The sequence below is a fragment of the Pseudomonas rustica genome (assembly GCF_049959085.1).
In the GTDB taxonomy this organism is placed as follows: Bacteria; Pseudomonadota; Gammaproteobacteria; order Pseudomonadales; family Pseudomonadaceae; genus Aquipseudomonas; species Aquipseudomonas rustica.
The window spans coordinates 1,612,590-1,636,535 of the sequence record NZ_CP188200.1 but is presented as its reverse complement, the minus strand read 5'-3'; the positions used below and the strand labels follow the sequence as shown (position 1 = coordinate 1,636,535).

At 61.9% G+C, this 23,946-nt stretch carries 14 protein-coding genes; 5 read left to right on the top strand and 9 right to left on the bottom strand.

Going from position 1 to position 23,946, the window contains the following annotated elements:
* Positions 1-109: 109 nt before the first annotated feature.
* The gene (locus ACP3TY_RS07685; protein ID WP_426619639.1) at positions 110-12,040 is read right to left on the bottom strand and encodes an autotransporter-associated beta strand repeat-containing protein; all 11,931 of its coding nucleotides are present in this window, start codon (positions 12,038-12,040) and stop codon (positions 110-112) included.
* Between the two features lie 548 nt (positions 12,041-12,588).
* Between ACP3TY_RS07685 and ACP3TY_RS07680 the strand changes: the two genes are divergently transcribed.
* Both ACP3TY_RS07680 and ACP3TY_RS07675 read left to right on the top strand, forming a co-directional pair.
* A complete protein-coding gene (locus ACP3TY_RS07680) occupies positions 12,589-13,557 on the top strand; it encodes a nucleoside-specific channel-forming protein Tsx (RefSeq protein ID WP_426619638.1) in 969 nt (322 codons plus the stop codon).
* Between the two features lie 450 nt (positions 13,558-14,007).
* Positions 14,008-14,367: a DUF6124 family protein gene (locus ACP3TY_RS07675; RefSeq protein WP_426619637.1), complete on the top strand. Its 360-nt coding sequence runs from the start codon at positions 14,008-14,010 to the stop codon at positions 14,365-14,367.
* A gap of 143 nt (positions 14,368-14,510) precedes the next feature.
* Here ACP3TY_RS07675 and ACP3TY_RS07670 read toward each other — a convergent pair whose 3' ends face one another.
* The 3 genes from ACP3TY_RS07670 to ACP3TY_RS07660 all read right to left on the bottom strand — a co-directional run bounded on the left by ACP3TY_RS07670 (position 14,511) and on the right by ACP3TY_RS07660 (position 16,674).
* The gene (locus tag ACP3TY_RS07670; protein ID WP_426619636.1) at positions 14,511-15,467 is read right to left on the bottom strand and encodes a quinone oxidoreductase family protein; all 957 of its coding nucleotides are present in this window, start codon (positions 15,465-15,467) and stop codon (positions 14,511-14,513) included.
* A gap of 30 nt (positions 15,468-15,497) precedes the next feature.
* Positions 15,498-15,671, bottom strand: a complete 174-nt coding sequence (locus ACP3TY_RS07665; protein WP_082341460.1) for a DUF1427 family protein — start codon at positions 15,669-15,671, stop codon at positions 15,498-15,500.
* 220 nt (positions 15,672-15,891) lie between these two features.
* Entirely contained in the window at positions 15,892-16,674 is a 783-nt protein-coding gene (locus ACP3TY_RS07660; RefSeq protein ID WP_400646477.1) for an AraC family transcriptional regulator, read from the bottom strand.
* 136 nt (positions 16,675-16,810) lie between these two features.
* Between ACP3TY_RS07660 and ACP3TY_RS07655 the strand changes: the two genes are divergently transcribed.
* Together ACP3TY_RS07655 and ACP3TY_RS07650 are read left to right on the top strand one after the other, a co-directional pair.
* Positions 16,811-17,038, top strand: coding sequence for a DUF6555 family protein (locus ACP3TY_RS07655; protein WP_053121910.1), 228 nt, complete (start codon positions 16,811-16,813; stop codon positions 17,036-17,038).
* Between the two features lie 37 nt (positions 17,039-17,075).
* On the top strand, positions 17,076-17,351 hold the full coding sequence (locus ACP3TY_RS07650) for a hypothetical protein (RefSeq protein ID WP_053121912.1): 276 nt from the start codon (positions 17,076-17,078) through the stop codon (positions 17,349-17,351).
* A gap of 23 nt (positions 17,352-17,374) precedes the next feature.
* Here ACP3TY_RS07650 and ACP3TY_RS07645 read toward each other — a convergent pair whose 3' ends face one another.
* The 3 genes from ACP3TY_RS07645 to ACP3TY_RS07635 form a co-directional block, all read right to left on the bottom strand.
* Complete coding sequence (locus tag ACP3TY_RS07645; RefSeq protein WP_081730276.1) at positions 17,375-17,542, bottom strand: metallothionein; 168 nt, start codon at positions 17,540-17,542, stop codon at positions 17,375-17,377.
* Between the two features lie 1,019 nt (positions 17,543-18,561).
* Entirely contained in the window at positions 18,562-19,020 is a 459-nt protein-coding gene (locus ACP3TY_RS07640; protein ID WP_426619635.1) for a DMT family transporter, read from the bottom strand.
* Positions 19,020-19,505, bottom strand: coding sequence for a DMT family transporter (locus ACP3TY_RS07635; protein ID WP_053121916.1), 486 nt, complete (start codon positions 19,503-19,505; stop codon positions 19,020-19,022). The genes ACP3TY_RS07640 and ACP3TY_RS07635 overlap by 1 nt, the downstream gene beginning before the upstream one ends.
* 112 nt (positions 19,506-19,617) lie before the next feature.
* On the opposite strand from ACP3TY_RS07635, the gene ACP3TY_RS07630 reads away from it, so the two are divergent.
* Positions 19,618-20,553 carry a LysR family transcriptional regulator gene (locus ACP3TY_RS07630; protein ID WP_426619634.1) on the top strand — a complete coding sequence of 312 codons (936 nt, stop codon included), beginning with the start codon at positions 19,618-19,620 and terminating at the stop codon, positions 20,551-20,553.
* Between the two features lie 106 nt (positions 20,554-20,659).
* Here the strand turns inward: ACP3TY_RS07630 and ACP3TY_RS07625 are convergent, their stop codons facing one another.
* Complete coding sequence (locus tag ACP3TY_RS07625; RefSeq protein WP_053121919.1) at positions 20,660-22,342, bottom strand: methyl-accepting chemotaxis protein; 1,683 nt, start codon at positions 22,340-22,342, stop codon at positions 20,660-20,662.
* Between the two features lie 163 nt (positions 22,343-22,505).
* On the bottom strand, positions 22,506-23,825 hold the full coding sequence (locus ACP3TY_RS07620) for a Na+/H+ antiporter family protein (protein ID WP_212545675.1): 1,320 nt from the start codon (positions 23,823-23,825) through the stop codon (positions 22,506-22,508).
* Positions 23,826-23,946 lie beyond the last annotated feature (121 nt).

Genomic DNA, 23,946 nt, shown 5'->3' with positions numbered 1-23,946 from the left:
TAGTTCTTCATATCCAACGACATCATCACCAAAACAACTTGGTCAGCCCATCGCGCAAAGCAAAAAAAAACCGCCCTTTCGGGCGGTTAAACAGGAGCTTCAACCCTAATCAGAAACCCAGACTAAAGCTCACCGTCATCGCATGGTCATTGTTGTCATTCGACAGTTGCCCCGAATAACCAATGCCCAGTTTGCCGGTCGGGCTGATCTGGAAGTCGACGCCCGCTTCGACGATCGCGCTGTCCTTGGCGATCGGCACGCCTTGGGTGCTGAACGAGGCGCCGCCGTCGATGAAGGTCAGGTCAGCGTCGGGTTTGGTGTCGCCGAAGGCATGGCGCCAGCCGATGGCCGCGCGCGGGGTGAATTGCCCGCCGTTGGCCAGGGTGATGACTTTGCCGGCGCGCAGGCCGAGGGTGGAGAAGGTGATGTCCTGATCGGCTTCCGCCTTCAGACGCCCTACCCCGCCTTTTTCCTTGGCCTTGTCGCTGTCGTAGTTGACGTACGCCAGACCGGCGAACGGCTCCAGCGCGATGCCGGCCGCTTCGACGGTGTAACCGACTTCACCGAACACCTGCGCAGTGCGTGCGTCGTAGTTGGCTTCCAGACGATCGTTGTAGCTGCCGACGCTGACGTCGCGTTTGGTCTCGATGTCGTGCCAGCTGTACGCCGCGCCGAGGCGCACCGCCAGTGCATCGAACTGCGAGTTGAGGTACGCCGCCAGGTGGTAGCTTTCGACGGTGGCATCCGAGCGACGATCATGCGCATCGAGGTCGCTGCGGGTGTAACCGGCCGCCATGCCCACGCGCCACGAATCGTCGAGTTGCTTGTCGGTGCCGAGCATGAAGCCGCTGAGGTTGCGATCGAGGCTGGCGCTGTTGCTGTCGCCATCCGATTCACCCCAGGCGCCGAGTGCGCGCGCCCAGCCGACCATTTCGCCGTGGCAACCGTTGCTGCTCAGTTGGTTGTCACTTGGCGCCAGCGCGCGGCGTGGATCATCCGCAGCGCTGCACGACGGTTGGCGCATGCGATCGTTGACCGCCTCGCGCACGTAACGCGAATCCTCAAGCATCGCGCTGGCGGTGCTGGCATGAATCTCCCCGGACAGACTGTCGAAGGCATTGCGCGCACCGGCCACGCTGAGGTTGATGATCTGGTTCTGCAACTCCGCACCTGCCGGGCCATTGTTGTCCAGCGCGGTAGCAGTACGACTTTGGTTGCCGGTGGCGGCGACATCGGCAAACGAGTTGCCGTTGCGGCTGACCGCCAGGTTCACCGCATTGGCGTCATACACCAGCGCGGTGCTGAGGAAGGCGTATTGCGGCAGATCCGCTGCGCTGAAGGTGCCAGTGACACCGCCGCCCGCCGTGATCAGCGTGTAAGTGGTGGCGCCCGTGAACGGCGCCAGTGCTGTCACTTGCAGACCACCGTCCAGTGCCGCCGTGCCGCCGACAGCCAACGGCGTGGCGGTTGGCGAGTTGACCGTCAGGGCCAGCACACCGTCTGCGGCGTTGGTCAGGTTGCCGGCAACACTCAGATTGCCCGCCTCGCCGCCCGACGCCACTACACCGTGGTTGACAACCGAGCCGACGCTGCCGTTGCCGCTCAGACCTGCACCGTTGGCCACGGTCACCTGGCCACCGAGCGAAGCCGTCGCATCGCGGCTGCCCACTTGCAGCACACCTTGATCCACCGCCACCGTGCCGCTGAACGGTTGATTACCGGTCAACAACAGCGTGCCGTCACCACGCTTGGCAATCGATCCGCTGCCACTGAGTGTCCCATTGAAACGACCGTCAACATTCTGTTGGAACACCAACGCAGCGTTGTCGAGGATGTTGCCTTGCAGGCTGGTGGTATTACCGATCAGCGTACCGCCGCTGATGGTGGTGCCACCGCTGTAAGTATTCGCGCCACTGAGAATCAACGTGCCGGAATCCAGTTTCTCGATACCCCCGGTGCCCACCAGCGGCACGGCGATTTCGGTGCTCGCCCCGGCATTGACCCGCACCGGTGCGAGGCTGCCGTCAGCACCGTTGACCGGGGTCAGCGTGCCGCCCGCACCCGGTGTCAGGTTGTAGCCGTTGGCAAGGAACTGAATGCCGGTGAATTGCTGATTGCCGACCACGGTGACCGTGCCACCCGTGCCGCCAAACACCGCGAATTGACCGGTCGAACCTTGCGCCTGAGTACCGGTCGGGTCAGTCCAGTTGGTGTCCGGGCCCCACACGCCGCTACCGCCACCGATGGTGCCGTCCGGATTGGTTTTGCCGCCGTTCCAGAACTGCACTTCACCCGGGGCGTTTTGCACCAGCAGGTTGATCTGGTTGGGAATCGCGGTTTGCAGCGTCAGGTTGTCGACCGGCACCGGCAGGCTGCCATAGACCAGACCGTTGTCGGTCAGGCTGCCGCCGTAGCTGAACAGTTGATAGACGCCAGTGCCGAAGCCGCCGGCGTTGCTGATGTTCAGCGTACCGTCGAGGGTCAGATTGCCGGCGACATTGACCACGGTGGTGGAACTCGCCGCCGAACCCAGGCTGAAGTCCAGGTTAGTGCCCGAGGACAAGCTCAGCGCACCAACCGACAATGGCGCCGCTGCGCCGCCACCAAGCAATGTCGCGCCGTCGGCCAGTTGCACGTTGCCAGCGAGCGTGCCGCTGCCGCCAACACTGGCACCGCTGGCCACCGCGACGTTGGCGCTGTTGAGCACGCCGTTGACGCTCAGGTTGCCCGCCTGCACCGAGGTGTTGCCGGTGAAGCCGTTGTTGCCGGTGAGCAGCAATTGGCCGGTGCCGGTTTTGTTCAGCGTGCCGGTGCCGGTGAGGTTGCCGGTGTAGCTGCCATCGGCGTTTTGTTCGAAGGTCAGCGTCGCGTTGTTGACGATCGCACCTTGCAGGCTGCTGGTGTCGCCGAAGGTGTTGCCGCCATTCAACGTGGTGCCACCGCTGTAAGTGTTGGCGCCGCTGAGCGTCAGATCAGCCGCGCCGTTTTTCAGCAGACTGCCGGTGCCGGTGATCGCGCCGAGCAGCGTGGTGTCCTGGTTACCGGCCAGGGTCAGTTGCGCACCGAGGTTGATCGCATTGGCCAGTTGCAGCGCCGAGGTGCTGTCGAGAGTGCCGTTGCCGGTCACACTCAAGGCACCGCTGCTGATGGCGCTGTTATTGCCCAGCACCAGCGAACCGTCGGCGAGTTGCGTGCCACCGCTGTAAGTGTTGTTGCCGTTGAGGGTCAGGCTCGAAGTGCCAGACTTGATCAGACTGCCGCTGCCGCTGACATCACCGTCGAGGGTCAAGGCGTTGCTGCCGGCGATATTCAAGCCACCGTTGAGCAGCACATCGTTGGCGAGGCTGATGTCCGCGTTGCTGTCCAGCGCGGTGCCGTCGGCGGCGGTCAATACGCCCGTGCCGAGCGCTGCGTCGTTGCCCACGACAATCTTGCCGCCGTTAAGCGCCGTGCCGCCGGTGTAACCGTTGGCCGCGTTGAGCACCAGCGTACCGGTGTCGTATTTACCCAGCGTGCCGGCGCCGTTGAGCGCTACGCCGATGGTCGCGGTGGCGTTCGGGTCAACACGCACAGTGGCGTTGCCCAAGGAGCCGTTGACCAGATTCAGCGAACCAGCCGTGCCGTTTTGCAGGCTGTAGCCGTCGGTGACAAATTGCAGCCCGGTGACGGTTTGCGCGCCGTTGACCGTAACTGTGCCCGCCGCGCCCTGGAACACTGCGAAGTTGTTGGTCCAGGCCTGATTGGTCGTGCCGTTGACGTCCGTCCAGTTGGTGGTGCCAGTGCCCCAAGTACCGCTGCCTCCTTCGACCGAACCGTTGGCAATCAATTGATTACCGTCCCAGAACTGCACGGTGACGCCCGGCGCGGTCACCAGCAGATTGATCTGGTTGGCCAGCGCGGTTTGCAGGGTCAAATCGCCGGGGGTGACGCTGCCCGGCACGGTGCCGATCAGCATGCCGTTGTCGGTCAGGCCGCCGGTGTAGTTGATAAGGCGATACACGCCACTGCCAAAACCGCCGATGTCGCTGACATTAAGATTGCCGTCGAGAGTCAGGTTACCGCCGACATTGACCAGCGCATTGCCGCCGCCGGAGACCGGTGTGCCGAGGCCAACGTCGAAGTTGGAGTTGCCGTTGAGCACCAGCGAACCCACGTTCAGCGTACTGCCGGTGACGCCCCCCAGATGACCGCCATCGGCCACCGTCACGGCTCCGGTCAACGTGCCGCTGCCGCCGAGGGTGCCGCCGTTGTTGACCAGCACATTGCCGCTGGCCAGCGAACCGTTGACCTGCAAGGTACCGGCGTTGACGTTGGTATCGCCGGTCAGGTCATTGATGCCGCTGAGAGTCAGCGTGCCGGTGCCGAGTTTGCTCAGCCCGCCGTCACCGCTGAGAATGCCGGCGAAGGTGCTGCTGACGTTGTTGCCGCCGAGGCTCAGCGTATTGCCAGTACCGATCAACGCAGTGCCGCTGCCGGTGAGGCTGGCAAGGCTGCCCGAGGCGCCAAGATTCAACGCCGCGCCACCCGCGAGATTCACTGTGGCATCGTTGCCCAGCGCGCCTGCACTCAGCGTGGTCAGGCTGCCGGAAGCCACATCGAAGGTGCCGCTGAAGGTGTTCGAACCGCTCAGGGTCAGGTCGGCCAGACCGTTCTTGGTCAACGTGCCAGCGCCGGCAATGATGCCGCCGAGGGTCAAGGCGTTGCTGCCAGCGATGTTAAAACCACCGTTGAGCAGCACATCGTTGGCGAGGCTGATGTCCGCGTTGCTGTCCAGCACAGTGCCGTCGGCGGCGGTCAAGACGCCTGTGCCGAGCGCCGCATCGTTGCCCACGACAATCTTGCCGCCGTTAAGCGCCGTGCCGCCGGTGTAACCGTTGGCCGCGTTGAGCACCAGCGTACCGGTGTCGTATTTACCCAGCGTGCCGGCGCCGTTGAGCGCTACGCCGATGGTCGCGGTGGCGTTCGGGTCAACACGCACAGTGGCGTTGCCCAAGGAGCCGTTGACCAGATTCAGCGAACCAGCCGTGCCGTTTTGCAGGCTGTAGCCGTCGGTGACAAATTGCAGCCCGGTGACGGTTTGCGCGCCGTTGACCGTGACCGTGCCCGCCGCGCCCTGGAACACTGCGAAGTTGTTGGTCCAGGCCTGATTGGTCGTGCCGTTGACGTCCGTCCAGTTGGTGGTGCCTGTGCCCCAAGTACCGTTGCCTCCTTCGACCGAACCGTTGGCAACCAATTGATTGCCGTCCCAGAACTGCACGGTGACGCCCGGCGCGGTCACCAGCAGATTGATCTGGTTGGCCAGCGCGGTTTGCAGGGTCAAATCGCCGGGGGTGACGCTGCCCGGCACGGTGCCGATCAGCATGCCGTTATCGGTCAGGCCGCCGGTGTAGTCGATCAGGCGATACACGCCGCTGCCGAAACCACCGATGTCGCTGACGTTGAGGGTGCCGTCGAGGGTCAGGTTGCCGCCGACATTGACCAGCGCATTGCCGCCACCGGAGACCGGTGTGCCGAGGCCGACGTCGAAGTTGGAGTTGCCGTTGAGCACCAGCGAATTTACGTTCAGCGTACTGCCGGTGACGCCCGCCAGATGACCGCCATCGGCCACCGTCAAGGCTCCGGTCAAGGTGCCGCTGCCGCCGAGGGTGCCGCCGTTGTTGACCAGCACATTGCCGCTGGCCAGCGAACCGTCGACCTGCAAGGTACCGGCGTTGACGTTGGTGTCGCCGGTCAGATCGCTGATGCCGCTGAGGGTCAACGTGCCGGTGCCGAGTTTGCTCAGCCCGCCGTCACCGCTGAGAATGCCGGCGAAGGTGCTGCTGACGTTATTGCCGCCGAGGCTCAGCGTATTGCCGGTGCCGATCAGCGCAGTACCGCTGCCGGTGAGGCTGGCGAGGCTACCCGAAGCACCGAGATTCAGCGCCGCGCCACCCGCGAGATTGACCGTGGCGTTGTTGCCCAGCGCCGCACCACTCAGCGTGGTCATGCTGCCGGACGCCACATCGAAGGTGCCGCTGAAGGTGTTGTTGCCGCTCAAAGTCACGTCGGCCAGACCGTTTTTGGTCAGCGTGCCGGCGCCGGCAATCACGCCGCCGAGGGTCAGGTTGTTGTTACCGGCCAGCGCCAGATTCGCGTTGACGTTGAGGTTGTTGGCCAGCACCAGTGGCGCCGAGTTGTCGAGGGTCGAAGCACCGGCCACGGTCAGCACGCCGCTGCCCAGAGATCCGCCGGTACCAAGGGTCAGCGTACCGGCGTTCAGCGTGGTGCCGCCGGTGAAAGTGTTGATGCCATTGAGGGTCAAATTAGACGCGCCGTCCTTGATCAGTCCGCCCGCGCCGCTGACTACACCCGCCAGCGTCAGGTTGTTGCTGCCGGTGTTGCTCAGGTTGGCGTTGAGCACGACGTTATTGCCCAGGCTCAGCGCGCTGTTGCTGTCCAGCGCCGAGGCACCGGCGACGGTGAGGTTGCCCAGACCCAGCGCCGAGTTGCTGCCGGCGGTCAGGGTGCCGGCATTGAGAGTGGTGCCGCCGAGGAAGTTGTTGTTGCCGCTGAGGGTCAGGTTCGACGCGCCATTTTTACTCAGGCTGCCCGCGCCGTTGACCGTGCCGGCCAGCGTCAGATCCGCCGTGCCGACGATGCCGAGATTGCCGGCCAGGTTGACCGCGTTGTTCAGCGACACTGCCGTGCTCGCATCCAGCGTAGTACCGCCCGCCGCATTCAAAGTGCCCGAACCGAGCGCCGAGTTCGACGCCAGAACCAGCCCGCCAGCGTTAAGCGCTACCGGCCCAAGGAAGGCGTTATTGCCGCCAAGGGTCAGGTTCGCCGCGCCGGTTTTGATCAGGCCGCCAGTGCCGCCAATCACGCCATTGAGGGTCAGCGCATTGCTGCCGACCACGGTGAGGTTGCCATTCAGTGTCGCAGCGTTGGCCAGCGTCACCGCCGCGTTGCTGTCCAGTTGCGTGCCGGCATTCGCCGTCAATGTGCCGGTGCCCAGCGCGGTGTTGCTGCCGACGATAATTTTGCCGCCATCGAGTTGCGTGCCGCCGGTATAAGTGTTGGCACCGCCCAGAACCAGCGTGCCGCTGTCGAGTTTATTGAGGATGCCGCTGCCGTCGATATTGGCATTGATGGTCGCGGTCACGCCCGGATCGACGCGCAACGAAGTGGTGCCACCGCTGCCGTTGACTGCGGTCAGTTGCCCCGCCGCACCGTTGACCACGTTGTAGCCATCGGTGAGGAATTGCATGCCGGTGAACGCTTGCGTGCCGTTGACCGTCACGGTGCCGGCCGTGCCCTGGAACACCGCGAAGTCGCCGGCCCACGGCTGGTTGACCAGGCCATTGGCGTCGGTCCAGTTGGTGCCGACCGCATTCCACGTGCCGCTGCCACCGTCGACCACACCGTTGGCAATGGTCTGGCTGCCGTCCCAATAGCGGATATTGGAGTTCGGCGCCGACACTTGAATGTTGATCTGATTGGCCACGCCAGTCTGCACCACCAAATCGCCGAGGCCATAACCCACAGGCACACCGGCGACATCCAGACCGAGATTGGTCAGGGCGCCGGTGTAATTGAACAGGCGATACACACCGACGCCGAAACCACCCGCGTCAGTGACGTTGAGATTGCCGTCGAGGGTGAGGTTGCCGCCGACGTTCATCAGCGACGTGGTCGACGGTGTGCCTAGCGCCACATCGACATTGCTGCCCGCACCGAGGGTCAGCGCACCGGCGGACAGCTGGTTGCCCGACGACAACGCCAGATGACCGCCGCTGTTGACGTTGACGCTACCAAGCGCTGAACCAGTGCCGGTGAGCGTGCCACCGGTGTTGACGTTGACCTGTGCACTGCCCAGCGAACCGCTGAGATCAACGATGCCGCCATCGATCGCGGTGTTGCCGGTAATGCCGTTGATCCCGGTGAGGTTCAAGGTGCCGGTGCCGACTTTGACCAGGCCGCCGCTACCGCTGAGATCGCCGTCGAACGTGCTGGTGACGTTGCCGGCGCCAACGGTCAGGGTGTTACTGCCGGTCAGTTGCACACTGCCGCTACCGGTCAGCGCGCCGAGGCTGGCATCACTGCCCAGATTCAGCCCGGCGCCGGCGCTGATGTTGACCCCGGAAGTGCTGCCCAGCGCATTGGTATTGAGCGTGGTGACGCTGCCGGAGACGATATTCAGCGCACCAGTAAAGGTGTTGCTTCCAGCGAGGGTCAGATCCGACAGACCGTTTTTGGTCAGGCTGCCAGCGCCGTCGATGATGCCGTTCAAACTCAAATCGTTGTTGCCAGCAACCGTCAGCCCGGCGTTCAACGTGATCGCGTTACCGATGCCGAACGAGGCGCTGTTATCCAACGTCGCCGCGCCACCGACAATCAACGCGCCACTGCCCAGACCGTTGGCATTGCCCAGGGTCAGCGTGCCGCTATTCAGTGTGGTGCCGCCGCTGAAAGTGTTGTTGCCGTTGAGGGTCAGGTTAGCGGCGCCGTTTTTGATTAGTGAACCTGTGCCACTGGTGACGCCGCCGAGGGTGAGGTTCTGCGTGCCACCCACGGTCAGCGCAGCATTCAAAGCAACCGCGTTGTTGAGGCTGACCAGCGGCGAGTTGCTGTCCAGCGTTGCCGCGCCAGCGACAGTCAATGCCCCGGAGCCGAGCGCCGAGCTGTTGCCGACGGTCAAGGTGCCGGCATTCAGCGTGGTGCCGCCGAGGTAGTTGTTGGCGGCGTTGAGAATCAGATTGGCCGCACCGTCTTTCACCAGACTGCCGGCGCCGCTGACCAGACCAGTGAGCGTCATGTCCGCCGTGCCGCCGATGTTCAAGGCACCGGCGAGCGCCACTGCGTTGTTGAGGCTGACGGCCGTGTTGGCGTCCAGCGAAGTGTTGGCCGCCGCGTTTAATGTGCCGGAGCCCAGCGCGGTGTTACTGCCGACGGTCAGTTTGCCGGTGTTCAACACGGTGTTGCCAAAATAAGTGTTGTTGCCGTTGAGGATCAGGTCGGCAGCGCCGTTCTTGGTCAATCCACCGATACCGGCGACCACGCCGCCGAGGGTCAGCGCATTGCTGCCGCCCAGGGTCAGGGTGCCGGCGAGGTTGACGTTGTTGGCCAGGGTCGCGGCGGTGCTGGCATCGAGTGTGGTGCCGTTCGAGGCGTTCAGTGTGCCGGTGCCGAGTGCGGTGCTGGAGCCGACGATCAGTGAACCGGCATTCAGCGCCGTGGTGCCGGTGTAGGTGTTGTTGCCGTTGAGGGTCAGGCTCGAAGCGCCGGTTTTGATCAGGCCGTTGCCGCCACTGATCACCCCGCCGAGGGTCAGCGCGTTGGCGCCGCCCGCGGTGAGGTTGGCGTTGAGAATCACGTTGTTGTTCAGGGTGGCGGCAGCGCTGCTGTTGAGGGTGCCCGCGCCTTCTACCGACAAGGCGCCGGTGCCCAGTGCTGCGCCGTTGCCAACGGTCAGGCTGCCGGCATTCAGCGTGGTGCCGCCGCTGTAGGTGTTGCTGCCGTTAAGCGTGAGATTCGCGGCGCCGTTTTTCACCAGTTGGCTGGCGCCGCTGATCACGCCGCCGAGGGTCAACGCGTTGCTGCCACCGATCCCCAGGCTGTTGTTGAGAGTGATCGCATTGTTCAGCGTTACCGCTGCATTGCTGTCGAGTGTGGCTACGCCGCCCACGGTGATATTGCCGCTGCCCAGCGCCGCGTTGGCGCCTGCGGTAATCGTGCCGGCGTTCAGCGCAATGGCACCGAGGAAGGTGTTGGCACCATTGAGAATGAGATTGGCCGCGCCGTTTTTGGTCAGCCCGCCACTGCCGCTGACGATGCCGCCGAGGGTCAGGTTGGCGCTGCCGCCGACGTTCAGATTGCCGCCCAGCGAAACTGCGTTGGTCAGTGCGACCGCCGTGCTGGCATCGAGAGTGGTGCCCGCTGCGGTGGTCAACGCGCCCGTGCCCAGCGCGGTGTTGGAGCCGACAATCAATGTGCCGGCGTTGAGCGCAGTGCCGCCGGAGAAGGTGTTGTTGCCGCTTAGGCTTAGGTTCGCCGTGCCGCTCTTAATCAGGTTGCCGGCGCCGCTGACGACGCCGCTCAAGCCTAATGCCTGGGTGCCGCCGATGGTCACGCCGCCTGCCAGGGCGACGGCATTGGCCAGTGTCACCGCGGCGGTCGCATCCAGCACAGTGCCCGCTGCCGCGTTCAGGGCGCCGGTGCCCAGCGCGGTGTTGCTGCCAACGAACAAGGTGCCGGCATTGAGCAGCGTGTTGCCGCTGTTGGTGTTGTTGCCAGTCAGGGTCAGGCTGGCAGTCCCGGATTTGGTGATGCCGCCGGTTCCGCTCAACACGCCGCCGAGGGTCAGGGCATTGCTGCCGAGCACGTTAAGCGCGCCGGTCATGCCGATGTTATTGGCCAGCGTGACGTTGGCGGTGCTGTCGAGGCTGGTGCCGGCGGCGGTGTTCAGCGCGCCGCTGCCCAGCGAGTCGTTGTTGGTCACCAGCAGGCTGCCGGCGCTGAGGGTGGTGGTGCCGGTGAAACCGCTGTTGGCGCCGCTGAGGGTCAGGCTGCCGGTGCCGGTTTTGGTCAAGCCGCTGCTGCCGCTGATCAAACCGCTGAGGGTCAGCGCACCGGTGCCACCGGCGGTCAATGTGCCGCCGAGGCTGATGGCGTTTGCCAGATTGATGGTGCCCGGTGCGCTCAGGGTCGTCGCGCCGGTGACGTTGAGGGTGCCGGTGCTGAACGCCTGATTGTTGCCCAACTGCACCGTGCCGCCATTGAGCGTGGTGTTGCCCAGATAGGTGTTGGCGGCGCCGAGGTTAAGTTGGCCGGTACCGGCCTTGGTGAAACCGCCGCTGCCGGAAATCACCCCGCTCAGGGTGGTGGCATTGCCGCCTTGTACCGTGACGCCGCCAGCACCGAGGGAAATCAGATTGCTGATATTCAACCCGGCATTGCTGGCCTGCAGAATCCCGCCATTGGAGGTGAGCACACCGCTGCCGAACGTGGCGTTGTTATTGAAGTTCGCGATACCGCCATTGAGCGTGGTCGCGCCGCTGACCAATGGCCCCTGCAACGTCCAGGTGCCGCTGTTGATCGTCAGATTGTTGAAGTTGACGTAGGTGGCGCTCGATGCCGTGCCAGTCCCGGTGATACCGCCGCCGACGCCGGCCGGGTTTTGCAGGATCAGGCTGTTGGTGCCGCCCGCACCGCCATCGACCGTGCCGGTTGGCGCGAAGGTCAGGTTGATGCCGATCAAACCGCCGAGGCCGACGCTGATCTGTATACCGTCACCAACGTTGACGCTGGAGCCGGTCACCGCGGTGAAGGTGTTGGTGCTCGCCGCGCCCATCGACACACCACCGGTAATCGCACCGGAGTTAGAGAAGGTGTTGCCCGCCGCCGACGTTTCGAACGCGATCCGGCCGTTGATGACGCCGGTGTTGCTGTTGGTCATGTTGACTTGCGAACCACCATAGACGCCGATCACCGGGGTATCCGCCAACGTGATGCCGCCGATCGAGAGTCCGGTCGAGGTGATGGTGCCGTTGTTGGTGATGCTGGTGGTGCCGTTTGCCGCGTTGTTAACCGAAAGGGCCAGGCCGTCGATGCTGGTCAGGTTGAGCCCCAGTAACATCCCGGTGCCCCGCATGATCGCGCCAGCGTTGTTGAGCACGCTGACCGTGCTGGTAGCGCCACTGCCGATGAATGCCCCGCCACTCAAAACCGAGACCAGACCGAGGACTGCCGGGTCGATCGTGCCGAAGTTGTTCAGGGTGATGTTGACCCCGGTCAAATCCATCACATGGCCGCCAAGGGTCGCATTCATCTGCGCGCCGCTGTTGACGTTGACCGTCAGATTGTTAGTGGCACTGGCGAAGTCGTTGGGAACCAGTGGCAATGGCGGCACACCCGTACACGTCACGATTGAACCGGCCGTGGAGCACGTGGCCAGCGCAGGCGCGCTCACCCCGCCGAACAACAGTCCGGCGACGCTCAAATGCACAGCAAGGGAAAGAGGGGAAAAACGCGAGACGAGGGCGACACCAAACCTTGCTTCCACGGGCTACTCCTTGTATGGCCAGATTCTTCCTTGACGGCGTGGACAAGCAGCGGCTTATTCGACACGCGAATCAAGACTGCGACGGTCATTACAAAACCGTTCTATTCCTGACACACGCTAGTTGATGCCCTGCAATGGGGCCTTGGTTAAATGGCATTAATACTTTGGTGCTAGAGCAGTCTGGAATAAGCCTTTTGACCCGTACTCACGGCTCTTGAGGCTGATCTGAAACCTGTGGGATGGCCTTTGTGGTGAGGGGATTTATCCCCGATGGACTGCGCAGCAGGCCTTGGCTTTTTGGGGCCGCTGCGCGCCCCGTCGGGGATAAATCCCCTCACCACAGGGTTCTTCCCAAGCATGAATTTGTGGCGCGCCCCTCAGTTGACCACTCCGTCAAAAAAACCCGCAAAACCTCCAATATTTCAGCCCATTAAAAGAATTGGTACGCCTTATGCAAACGTTTGCGCAGCGTCAATCACGGCATTTTCGTAACAAAACCCTACAGACCCGCAGAACGCCGGGCCTTGATCTGCAAAAAAGGACTTTGAATGCACGCCGCACTCCCCCCTCGCGCTCCGTTTGCGCGCACGCTGACTGTTTCCTTGCTACTGACTGGCGTTACCGGACTTCTCAGCCACAGCGCTTTCGCGCAACCTGCTCAGCCCGTTCTGCCAGAAGAATCCGCCCAAGGCGAAGCACTCAGCCCGGAAGCGAGCCCGCCGAAAAAAGGCGCGTACCTGTCGGACTGGTACAACCAGGATCTGATGCTGATTGGCAGCAAAGACATCAGCTTCGGCCCGCAACCGGCTGACGACATTTATCTGGAATACGAGTACTTCGGCCGCAAAGGCCCGTTCGAGTTGTACGGCTACGTCGACATCCCGAAGATCTTCAACATCGGCAACAGCCACGACAAAGGCGTGTGGGATCACGGCTCGCCGGTGTTCATGGAACACGAACCGCGCATCTCCATCGACTACCTCGCCGGCCGCAGCCTGGCCATCGGCCCGTTCAAGGAATGGTACGTCGCGTTCGACTGGATCTACGACCACGGCAGCCGCAAGGAAAACCGCGCCAACACCCTCTACAGCGGTTTCGGCACCGACATCGACACGCACTCGCGGGTCAACCTGTCAGCCAACCTCTACGGCCGTTATCAGTGGGAAAACTACGGCGCGAGCAACGAATATTCTTGGGACGGCTACCGCGCGCAACTCAAATACATCGTGCCCATCGACAAATTCAGCAACGGCGCCTCACTGACCTACATCGGCTTCACCAACTTCGACTTCGGCTCCGACATCCACAAAGACAACCCGGCGCGAACAGCCAATGCGACGGTAGCGACCAACGTGTTGCTGTACTCGTTCACGCATTTGCGCTTCACGCTGGTGGGCCGGTATTTCCACAATGGCGGCAATTGGGAAGACGGCAGCGAGCTGAATTTTGGCGACGGCAACTTCCGTGCGCGCTCGAATGGCTGGGGGTATTACGCGGGCGTGGGCTACCAGTTTTAAGGGACACCGATCAAAAGATCGCAGCCTTCGGCAGCTCCTACACAGAATTCGCGTTCCCCCTGTAGGAGCTGCCGAAGGCTGCGATCTTTTGATGTTAAACACTGATGTTTAACAGACACCTGCAGAAACTCTCCAAGGCTACACAACCTTGCGCCATTGCCTACAGCTACGCCAGAATCCGCCGGCTTGTGCGCCTTGGGGACGGGCCTTATCGTTTGGGGGTCGTTGACGAATCAGCGATCGGATTTGACCGTCCGCCCAAAATCAAGGCGCGCCAGCGTCCAGGACAGATTTCAGATTTTCTGAAACTTCATGTCGCGGTAGCTGTGCGTGGGACACCTTCGGGTGTGCCGGATTCCTTGATGTCCGGTCGGTCAACCCGCGTACAGCTGCCACCCTGTTTCGATTGACCGCGAACGGTGGCGGCTCCATGCATCAAGGAGCTTCACCATGTTCAAACCAACACCCAACCCACCCGACATCGACGCTACCTCCCCCTACGAATCCCCCCATTCACGCAAACTCCACGACGCCGCCGAACGCGCGCTCGATCACTACCTTTGCCCCGGTGCGACTCACGATGATCCGCGTTTGCCGAGCCTGATGTTCGTCATCGCGCCCAATATCAAAACCGAAGATCTGCTGGCCCACGCGTGTGAGTCGATGGCTTCGGCGAGTGTGATGCTCAGTGATTTTGCCGCGGCGCTCGACACGCCGTATCGCCACACGTTGCTGGGGATTCAGCAGGTGGTGATGCTCGGGGAACTGGCGGTGAATCGGGCGCTGGATAATCTGGAAATGCCAGCGTAACCCCAGACGACACAGTCCCTTGTAGGAGCTGAGCTTGCTCGCGAAGGCGGTAGGTCAGTCGACTGAGATGTTGGCTGATCCAACGCTTTCGCGAGCAAGCTCGGCTCCTACAGGTTTTGCGTTGTCAGGGGAATTTGGGTGGATCAGGGAATCAGGATGATTTTGTCGCCGCCGCCCTCGTTGACTTCGGTGTAGCGCGCCAGGCCTTCGGCCAGTGGTGATTCGACCAGGCCTTGCGGCAACGGCAGCGAGCCTTCATCGAACAGTTGGCCGAACTGGTTCAACATCGCTGCGCAGGCTTCGACGCCGTAGAGCAATGTGTTGACGCCGACCACCGAACCGCCCTTGCGATACAACGCCAGTGCCGGCAACTGCACTTGGCCGTCCACCGGTGCGGCGATGATTGCGATTCGGCCGAAGATTGCCAGCGCCGCCACCGAAGCGGGCAGCCAGAAACCGGTGGTGTCGAAGATCACTTCAGCGCCGCCCTGATACACCGCGTTGACCTGCGCACCGAGGTCTTCGGGTTTATCCAGTTGAATCGTCTGGTAGCCCTGCGCTTGCAACTCCGCCACCTGCTCCGGACGCCGCGCCGCTGCCAGGATTTTTGCACCGCGCACTTTGGCCAGGGCCAGTGCCGCTGTGGCGACCGCACCGCCGCCAATCACCAGCAAACGCGTGTCGGCTTTGACGAGGCTGCGCTCCAACGCATCCCACGCCGTGGTGTACGGCACGCCGAGGCTGGCAGCCTGGGTGAAGCTCAGGCGCGACGGCTTGAGGGCGACACCGTTGGCCGGCAGTTTGACGAATTGCGCGTGGGAACCGTCGGCGAAAAAGCCCAGCTCACGGCCCGTGCCCCAGACTTCCTGACCGATCAACGCTTGCGGGCCTTCGACCACGACACCGGCGAAATCGCGCCCGGGAATCCGTGGCAACGTGGTGTAGGGGAAACGTCCGAGCACATTTTTCACGTCGCTGGGATTGAGCCCGGCCGCTTTGATCTGCACCAGGACTTCATCGGCGCCAGCAACCGGGGTCGGCACCTCGACGAAGCGCAGGGAGGACAGGTCGCCGGTTTTATCGAATTGCAGTGCTTTCATGGAGTGATTCACCGAAGGAGAAAAGAAGATTCAGGACAACCAAGCGGCGACCCATTGCCGGCCCATCGGCCACAGCTGCTCACCCGCAAGCATGCCGAGCAGACCGACCAGCGCGATGGCCGGCGGCGCGGGAGAACGGAAGTCGAGCGCGCCGTACAACAGGCCAACACCGAGACCGATGGCCAGCGAAATCAGGTAGTTCATGGGGAGAACTCTGCCGTTTGAAAGGAATGGGCAGAGTGTAGGGAGGCGGGATGGATGGCGTCGGCCAAGGACTTCTGAATTTCGGACAAACCTGCCGAACCAACACGATCCCTTGTAGGAGTGAGCCTGCTCGCGATAGCGGTGTGTCAGTCACTCGTACGTAAACTGACACACCGCTATCGCGAGCAGGCTCACTCCTACAGGTTTTAGGCAAGGCTGCTCATCCGCATTGGGTGTTGAACTGAGACGGGGCGACGCCCAGTTCGCGGCGGAACATGTCGCTGAAGCTGCTCGGTGAATAGCCGAGTTCGCGGGCAATCACACTCACCGCCACACCCTGAATCAACTCCGCCACCGCCGTCGCCAGTTGCACCTGCCGCCGCCACTCGGCGAAGCCCATGCCCAGACTGTCCTTGAACAACCGCGCCAACGTGCGCACGCTGGCCCCGGCGTTTTCCGCGTGCTGTTCGAACGGGATCTCCAGCGACGGCGCGGCCATCACTGCCTGGCAAAGATTCATCAGGCGCCGATCGGAGTCATCCGGCATCGGGATTTTCAGCTGCGAACGCCTTGCGCGCTGCAACTCCAGCAACGCCAAACCAACCAGCGCCTCGTAATACGCCGGCTCACCGCTGTCGCCCTGCTCCACCAGCCCGACGATCAACTCGCGCAGCAAACCACCGACCTCGATCACCTGCACCGTCTGATCCAGCGTCGCCGCCAGCGCCGGGCGCAGGTAGATATTGCGCATCTGCAAATCCGACACCACGCGAATCCCGTGCGGCACCCCCGGCGGCAACCACACCGCGCGCTGCGGCGGCACCACCAGCGCTTCATGCGGCGTCTCGACCCACATCACCCCGCTCATCGCGTACAGCAACTGGCCCCAGTCATGCTGATGCGGCTCGATAAACAACCCGCGCGGATACGTGCGCGCCAGCGGTTGCACGGGCACATCGATGTCAGTGAAATCGGGGGGCGTGGCGAGGGCCATGGCGAGCATTCATTGGGGTTGGTGGAGGCGCCATGGTAACCAGTCGCCCGAAACCTCGCCAACGATAGATACCGTCGGACAATCCGAATGAATTTTCCCGGTGCTCAGCGATCCCTCTATTACCACAGGGAGGAATACGGGCTTTATGAACAACGCAAAACTCTACGTCATCGAGTACACCCTTCACGGCACAGCCAAGTCGTTCATTATCCGCTCGGACAAAATGGACAATACCGAGGCGTGGCATTGGGCGAGTTGCGATGCCGGCGTGGGTCGCATTCCGCGCTTTGGCCGTGAAAAAGTACAGAAGACCAGCAAACCGATGGCGGAAAAATTCGGCGTGGAAAACGTCGTCTGGCGACCGACCAGCTAAGCTCAGCCTGCACGCGAACATTCGGGGGAATGCAACCATGATCGATTTCAGCAGCAGCCCGGCGCATCTGGATTACGGCCTCGACACATTGTTTGGGCGTATCACCAAAAGCGTGGATTGCCGCGTGGGTCTGGAAGCGGTCGACGATGATCCGTATTGCTTCGCCCTGAGAGTGCCAGCGCCGTTACCGGAAGACCTCGACCAGGCGAAAACCGTGGTGGTTCGGGTTGAGGGGCGGCGATTGCAAGGCACGGTTCGGCATACGGAGCGGCTGGATGATGAAAGTCTGAAACTGGAAGTGGAGCCTGATTAGGCTCCACTTTTTTTTGCCTGTGTTTATTTGGGATGTGCGCAGTGGCAGCCTTTGCTTGAGCATTCTTCGCCACCTTTGTGGTGGTGGGCGCAGGCTTCGCAGCAGTAGTGTTTGCCGTGTACGGCGTAGGCATGATCGCCTTCTTTGATGGTGCATTTGCAGTTTGGGCAATCGCATTTTCTATCGGGCATGGGGGCAGACTCCTTGGGGTGGTGGTTGTCTGTGGCTTTTAGGTAAGCCGTGATTACCAGTGTAGGAGCTGCCGAAGGCTGCGATCTTTTGATTTTGCTTGTTTGGGTTTTTGGGGGTTTTGGGATTTTGGGGCTTTGGGGTTTTGGGGGCATATCCGTTGCTGCGGGTGGGGCTTCTGGCGGTTTCGCTCTTACAGCGACTCACTTTTCCAGACGCCGAAAAGTAAGCAAAAGGCTTGGCCCCCGGCGTACGGCACTTCGCTGAGGCTCAGTGTTCCCTCGCTACGGTGTCCATCCGGGGGCATCGCCTACGGTTTGCTTCGCTGCACCTCCTCTCGATGTATGCGGCTACGCCGCACGGCGCTGCGCGCCTACCCCGGATGAACACCTACGCTCGGCCTGCCGATGGGGGCCAAAATCAAGAGCCAGATCAAGAGCCAGATCAAGAGCCAGATCAAGAGCCAGATCAAGAGCCAGATCAAGAGCCAGATCAAAAGCCCCTCACCCTAGCCCTCTCCCGGAGGGAGAGGGGACTGATCAGGGTGTTTGGGCGAAATTCGCCGACTTGGGATACCGAGTCGAACACACATTCTGAAAAGCCCACCAATCGGCCCCCTCTCCCTCGGGAGAGGGCTGGGGTGAGGGGCGAATCCAACGCAAATCAAAAAGCCGTGCGCGCCCCGCTCCTCACCACTCAATAGGCCGAGTGTCAGCTCGCCTGCTTTTGATCTTAGAGCCCGTCGGCAGGCTGAGTGGAGGGATCGATCCGGGGGTGGGAGCGCAGCGACCGTTTGGCGTAGCCAAACACAGCGAGAGGAGGTGCAGCGAAGCAAACCGTAGGCGCTGCCCCCCGGATCGATCCCGGAGCGAAGGAACCCGAGCCACAGCGAGGGCCGAACGTCAGGGCACAGACCTTTTGGTTACTTTTGGGGCGTTTGCCAAAAGTGACCCGCCGTAAGGGCGGAACCATAACCAGCCATCACCGCAGCAACGGATATGCCCACACCCCCAAAACAAAATCAATCAGAGCTACGCACACTACTCCGATACATAAACACCAAAGCCCCCGCCAAAAGCACCATCGCCAACACCCGACTCCCCGACAACTCAATCGCCGGATTCCCGAACCAGCCAAAATTATCAATCAACATCCCCATCCCCAACTGCCCGACAATCACCGCCACCGTCGCCACCGCCGTCCCCACACGAGGCACCGCGCCCACCATGACAATCATATAAACCACCCCAAACAGCGCCCCACTCAACTGCCACTTCGGCACATCCATCAACCCCACCGCATGCGCCGGTTCAAAAAACAAAATCAACAACCCGGTCACCAACGCACCCACAGCAAACGTCAACAAACTACTGCGCAAGACACCAACGGTTTCCCCCAAGCGCCCATTGATCGCCGCCTGAACACTTAATACCGCCCCCGCCGCTACCACCACAGCCAACAAAATAATCAGATTCATCATCAACCCCGCGCAATCAAAACAAGTGCCGCGACAATCAACAGCAACGCCAACCAACGCTCACCATTGACCTTCTTGCGCGTCGCCCCGAACCAGCCGAAATGATCGATCAACACACTCTTACCGACCTGCCCGGAAAGAATCGCGATCATCGTCATGGCGATACCAATGTGCGGCGTGGCCAGGGTCAGCACCACCACATAAATCGGCCCGAGCAAACCACCGATCAACTGCCAGCGCGGCAGCGTGTTCAGCGCCGGCCCTTTCTGTGGCCCCGCAAACAACAGCAGCAAAAACAGAATCGCCGAGCCCACCCCGAAGATGCTCAACGTCGCCCACAAATGCCCGACCTGCGCACCCAACGGCCCGAGCAAACCCGCCTCCACCGACAAACCCATCCCCGCCAGAATCACCAGCGGCAGCAACAACAAGCGCAACCCCGGTTTGGCCACCGGCGGCGCAACACTCACTTCATCCAACGTTTGCATAAATACAATCCAGCCCAGTCAACAATGGCGCGGATTATCGGCTGGCGTCGCTGTGCGATAAATGGGAGCATCCGGACAACACTTTTGCGCAACACGCACAGCAGGACAGACCATGCACGGCCTCAACGAACTCGGATTCAAAGCGCTGCGACTGTTTGTGACCGTGCTCGATCACGGCAGTTTTTCCGAAGTCGCCCGTCGCGAAGGCGTGGCGCCCTCCTCGATTTCGCGGCAGATCCAGTTGATGGAGCAAGCGCTGAATCAGCAATTGCTCTACCGCCACACCCGCGCCGTCACGCCGACCGAGGCTGGGCGCATGCTCGGCCATCACGCGCGGCTGGTGTTGGTGCAATTGGAAGAAGCCGAACAAGCGTTGCAGGAACAGCAAAGCGAACCCACCGGCCTGGTGCGCATCAACGCCCCGGTGGTGTTCGGCCAGCGCCATCTGACGCCGTGGCTGGGCAAGTTGTGCGCGCGCTATCCGAAGCTGCAACTGGATATTCAGCAGACCGACCATTACGTCGACCCGCTGCAAGAAGGCGCGGATCTGCTGTTCCGCATCGGCCCGCTGCATGACTCCAGCATGCAAGCGCGGATTCTGGCGCCGCACCGCTTTCAGGTCGCGGCCAGCCCGGCGTATCTGCAAAAACATGGTATCCCGCGACACCCTGACGATCTCGCGCAACACCAGTGCCTGGCGTACAAAGGCGCGGCCGGATTGCAGCGCTGGTTTTTCCGCCGCGACGGGCAGGACTGGACGCCGTACTCGGTCAAAGGCCCGATCACCGGCAACCACGCCGACACCCTCACCCAAGCCGCTGAACAGGGCTTGGGGCTGGTGATGTTTCCGTCGTGGCTGATTGGCGAGGCGGTGCGCGAAGGCACGTTGGTGCCGGTGTTGGGCGAGTATCAGGTGTCGAACAGTCTGGAGCCGCAGCAGATTGCGGTGCTGTGGCCGGGGAGTCGGCGCTTGTCGGTGAAGGTGCGCACCGTTATCGACTTCTTCATCGAGTGCTTCGGCGAAGTGCCCTATTGGGACAGACCGTAACCCCTGTAGGAGCTGCCAAAGGCTGCGATCTTTTGCTCTTGTCTTTTAAAAACACAATCAAAAGATCGCAGCCTTCGGCAGCTCCTACAGTGGGCTGCGTAAAACGTCAGATACGAAACTGGCCAACGAGCTTGCCAAGCCGCTGACCAAGATCCGCCAAACTACGCGAAGTCTGCGCCCCCAACTGCGTCTCATCCGCCACGCTGTCCACCGCCACCGCAATCTGGTGCACGCTGCGATTGATCTCTTCCGCCACCGCCGTCTGCTCTTCCGCCGCGCTGGCAATCTGCGCGTTCATCGAGTTGATCGTCGCAATCAACGACGCCATCGTGTCCAGCGAAGCCCCGGCCTGATTGGCCTGCGCCGACGTGCCGTCGCCCGCTTCACTGGATCGGCGCATCGCTTCCACCGCCGACTGCGTCCCGGCCTGCAAGCGATCGATCATCCCCTGAATTTCCTGGGTGCTGATCTGCGTGCGACTGGCCAGCGCGCGCACTTCATCCGCCACCACCGCAAACCCGCGCCCGGCCTCACCGGCCCGCGCCGCTTCGATCGCTGCGTTCAGTGCGAGCAGATTGGTCTGCTCGGCAATCGAACGAATCACCCCGAGCACGCCGACAATCGAGCTCACGTCCTGCTGCAAGCTGTCCAGCGACACGCCACTGCTGCGGATGTCATCGACCAACGCATGAATCTGTTTGATGCTGCCCGCCACCACGCGTTTGGCGCTCTGGCCTTCTTCGTCAGTCTGTTGCGCAGCGACAGCGGCGTTCTGCGCGCTCTTCGCCACTTCCTGCGCGGCGGCAGACATTTCGTTGATCGCCGTCGCCACCTGATCGGTCTCGTGACGCTGGCGCTCCATCGCCTGATCCGAGCGCTGCGCCTGATCCGAGACTTGCGTCACCAGCCCGGTGAGTTGCGTGGTCATCTCGGTGATCTGCCGCACCAGTCCGTGAATCTTGTCGACGAAGCGGTTAAACGAGCCGGCCAGTTCGCCGAGTTCGTCCTGACTGGTGATGTTCAGACGACGGGTCAGATCGCCCTCGCCCGCCGCGATGTCATCGAGATTCGCCTTCATCAGCGTCAGCGGACGCAAAATGGTATTGGCCAGCAGCATGCCCGCCGCCGCGATCACCAACAGCACCACCACCGCGACGCCAACGATGCTCAGCACCACGCCTTGCATGCGTTCCTGCACTTGCGTTTGCACCAGCGCCACTTGCGCTTCGATGCCGTCGAGGTTGACCGAAGTACCGACCGCCATGTCCCACTTCGCCAGGTATTCGGTGTAGCCGAGTTTCGGCACAAGCACCTGCGCATTGCCCGGCAGCGGCGAACTGTATTGCAGATAGTGCGTGCCGTCCTTCGCCACTTTCACCAGGCCCTGGTTGACGTAAACGCCGTTCGGGTCGCGGTTGTCCTTGAAGCTTTTGCCCACGCCTTCCGGATCGTTAGCCTTGAACAGGCGCACGGTCTCGGAGTCGTAGCCGAAGAAGTAGCCGTCCTTGCCGTAGCGAATGCCCGAGAGCAATTTGATCGCCTGCGCGCGCGCCGCGTCATCGCCGGGGGCGGCAGCGTCGTACAGCGGTTTGATCGTGGTCATGGCCACGGCGACGTAACTTTGCAGGGTGGCTTTCGCGTCGCCGAGCAGGCGCTCGCGGGTCTGCTCGACCTCGTTGTGCGCCTGTTGCTGGAGGATGAACAGCGTGGTCAGGCTGATGACCAGCGCAAAGAGCAGCACCGGGAGGACGGCGAGGGACAGGACTTTAGCCTTGAGGCTCAGGCGCATTGGGGGCTCACTCTTTTGGTTTTATTGGCGTGGTTAAAGGCTTTAACGGCACGCACCACCAAAAGTTGAACCCGCAAAAAAAGATCGCAGCCTTCGGCAGCTCCTACATTGATCTCTGTAGGAGCTGCCGAAGGCTGCGATCTTTTGATCTTCAGAGGCTAAATCACAACACCATCGCGGCCACCCAGCCGAACGCCAGCAGCGGCAGGTTGTAGTGCAGGAACGTCGGCACTACGGTGTCCCAGATATGGTGATGCTGGCCATCAACGTTCAAACCGGAGGTCGGCCCCAGTGTCGAGTCCGACGCTGGCGAGCCGGTATCGCCCAATGCCCCGGCGGTGCCGACGATGCACACGATCGCCATCGGGCTGAAGCCGAGCTGCACGCACAACGGCACGAAAATCGCCGCCAGAATCGGCACCGTCGAGAACGACGAACCGATCCCGATGGTTACCATCAGGCCCACCAGCAACATCAACAACGCGCCAATCGCCCGACTGTGATTGATCCACGCCGCTGCGCTTTCGACCAGCGTGCGCACTTCGCCGGTGGCTTTCAGTACTTCGGCAAAACCCGAGGCAGAGATCATGATGAAGCCGATCATCGCCATCATCTTCATGCCTTCGGTGAACAGGTCGTCGGTTTCACGCCACTTCACAATGCCCGACGCCGAGAAGATCAGAAAACCGGCGAGCGCGCCGATAATCATCGAGTCGAGCAGCAACTGAATGATGAACGCCGCAGCAATCGCCAGACCGGCAATGCCAATGGTTTTCGGGTTGTAGGCAACGCTGACCTGCTCGACCTGCTCGATCTTTTCCAGATCGTAAACGCGCTTTTTGCGGTAGCTGAAGAACACCGCCACCAACAGACCGAAGACCATGCCCAGCGCCGGAATGGCCATGGCGTGCATGACATTGATCTGGCTGATGTCGACGCCGGCCTTGCTGACGTTGGCCAGCAGGATCTGGTTGAGGAAGATGTTGCCGAAGCCGACCGGGAACACCATGTACGGCGTGATCAGACCGAAGGTCATGACGCAGGCGATCAAGCGGCGGTCGAGTTGCAGCTTGGTCAGTACATATAGAAGTGGCGGCACCAGCAGTGGAATGAAGGCGATGTGGATCGGCAGGATGTTCTGCGAAGCAATCGCGACCACCCACAACAGACCGATCAGCAGCCATTTGACACTGCCGCCACCGCTCGAATGTTGACGATCGACCATCGCCAGCGCCTTGTCGGCCAATGCGTGGGCCAGGCCCGATTTGGCAATCGCCACGGCGAAAGCACCGAGCAACGCGTAGGACAACGCCACGGTCGCGCCGCCGCCCAGGCCGCTGTTGAACGCCTTGAGCGTGGCGTCGATACCCAAACCACCGGTCAGGCCGCCGACCAGCGCGCCGACGATCAAAGCGATCACCACGTGCACGCGCGACAGGCTGAGGATCAGCATGACGCCGACCGCCGCTATGACTGCATTCATTTCACTACCTCAAAAAACACTGCGGTGGACAACCGACCGCCAGACAGAATGAGTCCGCCAACGCTAAACCGGCGGATTTGCAAAGAGGGTCTTATTAGAAGGGCGCGCACTGTGCCGCAGC

What these genes read in the sequence shown, in the direction of transcription:
- ACP3TY_RS07655 (WP_053121910.1), top strand. Translation starts at nt 16,811, where the DNA reads ATGAACAACGCAAAACTCTACGTCATCGAGTACACCCTTCACGGCACA.
- ACP3TY_RS07650 (WP_053121912.1), top strand. Translation starts at nt 17,076, where the DNA reads ATGATCGATTTCAGCAGCAGCCCGGCGCATCTGGATTACGGCCTCGAC.
- ACP3TY_RS07670 (WP_426619636.1), bottom strand. Translation starts at nt 15,467, where the DNA reads ATGAAAGCACTGCAATTCGATAAAACCGGCGACCTGTCCTCCCTGCGC.
- ACP3TY_RS07665 (WP_082341460.1), bottom strand. Translation starts at nt 15,671, where the DNA reads ATGAACTACCTGATTTCGCTGGCCATCGGTCTCGGTGTTGGCCTGTTG.
- ACP3TY_RS07675 (WP_426619637.1), top strand. Translation starts at nt 14,008, where the DNA reads ATGTTCAAACCAACACCCAACCCACCCGACATCGACGCTACCTCCCCC.
- ACP3TY_RS07645 (WP_081730276.1), bottom strand. Translation starts at nt 17,542, where the DNA reads ATGCCCGATAGAAAATGCGATTGCCCAAACTGCAAATGCACCATCAAA.
- ACP3TY_RS07630 (WP_426619634.1), top strand. Translation starts at nt 19,618, where the DNA reads ATGCACGGCCTCAACGAACTCGGATTCAAAGCGCTGCGACTGTTTGTG.
- ACP3TY_RS07680 (WP_426619638.1), top strand. Translation starts at nt 12,589, where the DNA reads ATGCACGCCGCACTCCCCCCTCGCGCTCCGTTTGCGCGCACGCTGACT.
- ACP3TY_RS07620 (WP_212545675.1), bottom strand. Translation starts at nt 23,825, where the DNA reads ATGAATGCAGTCATAGCGGCGGTCGGCGTCATGCTGATCCTCAGCCTG.
- ACP3TY_RS07660 (WP_400646477.1), bottom strand. Translation starts at nt 16,674, where the DNA reads ATGCTCGCCATGGCCCTCGCCACGCCCCCCGATTTCACTGACATCGAT.
- ACP3TY_RS07625 (WP_053121919.1), bottom strand. Translation starts at nt 22,342, where the DNA reads ATGCGCCTGAGCCTCAAGGCTAAAGTCCTGTCCCTCGCCGTCCTCCCG.
- ACP3TY_RS07635 (WP_053121916.1), bottom strand. Translation starts at nt 19,505, where the DNA reads ATGCAAACGTTGGATGAAGTGAGTGTTGCGCCGCCGGTGGCCAAACCG.
- ACP3TY_RS07640 (WP_426619635.1), bottom strand. Translation starts at nt 19,020, where the DNA reads ATGATGAATCTGATTATTTTGTTGGCTGTGGTGGTAGCGGCGGGGGCG.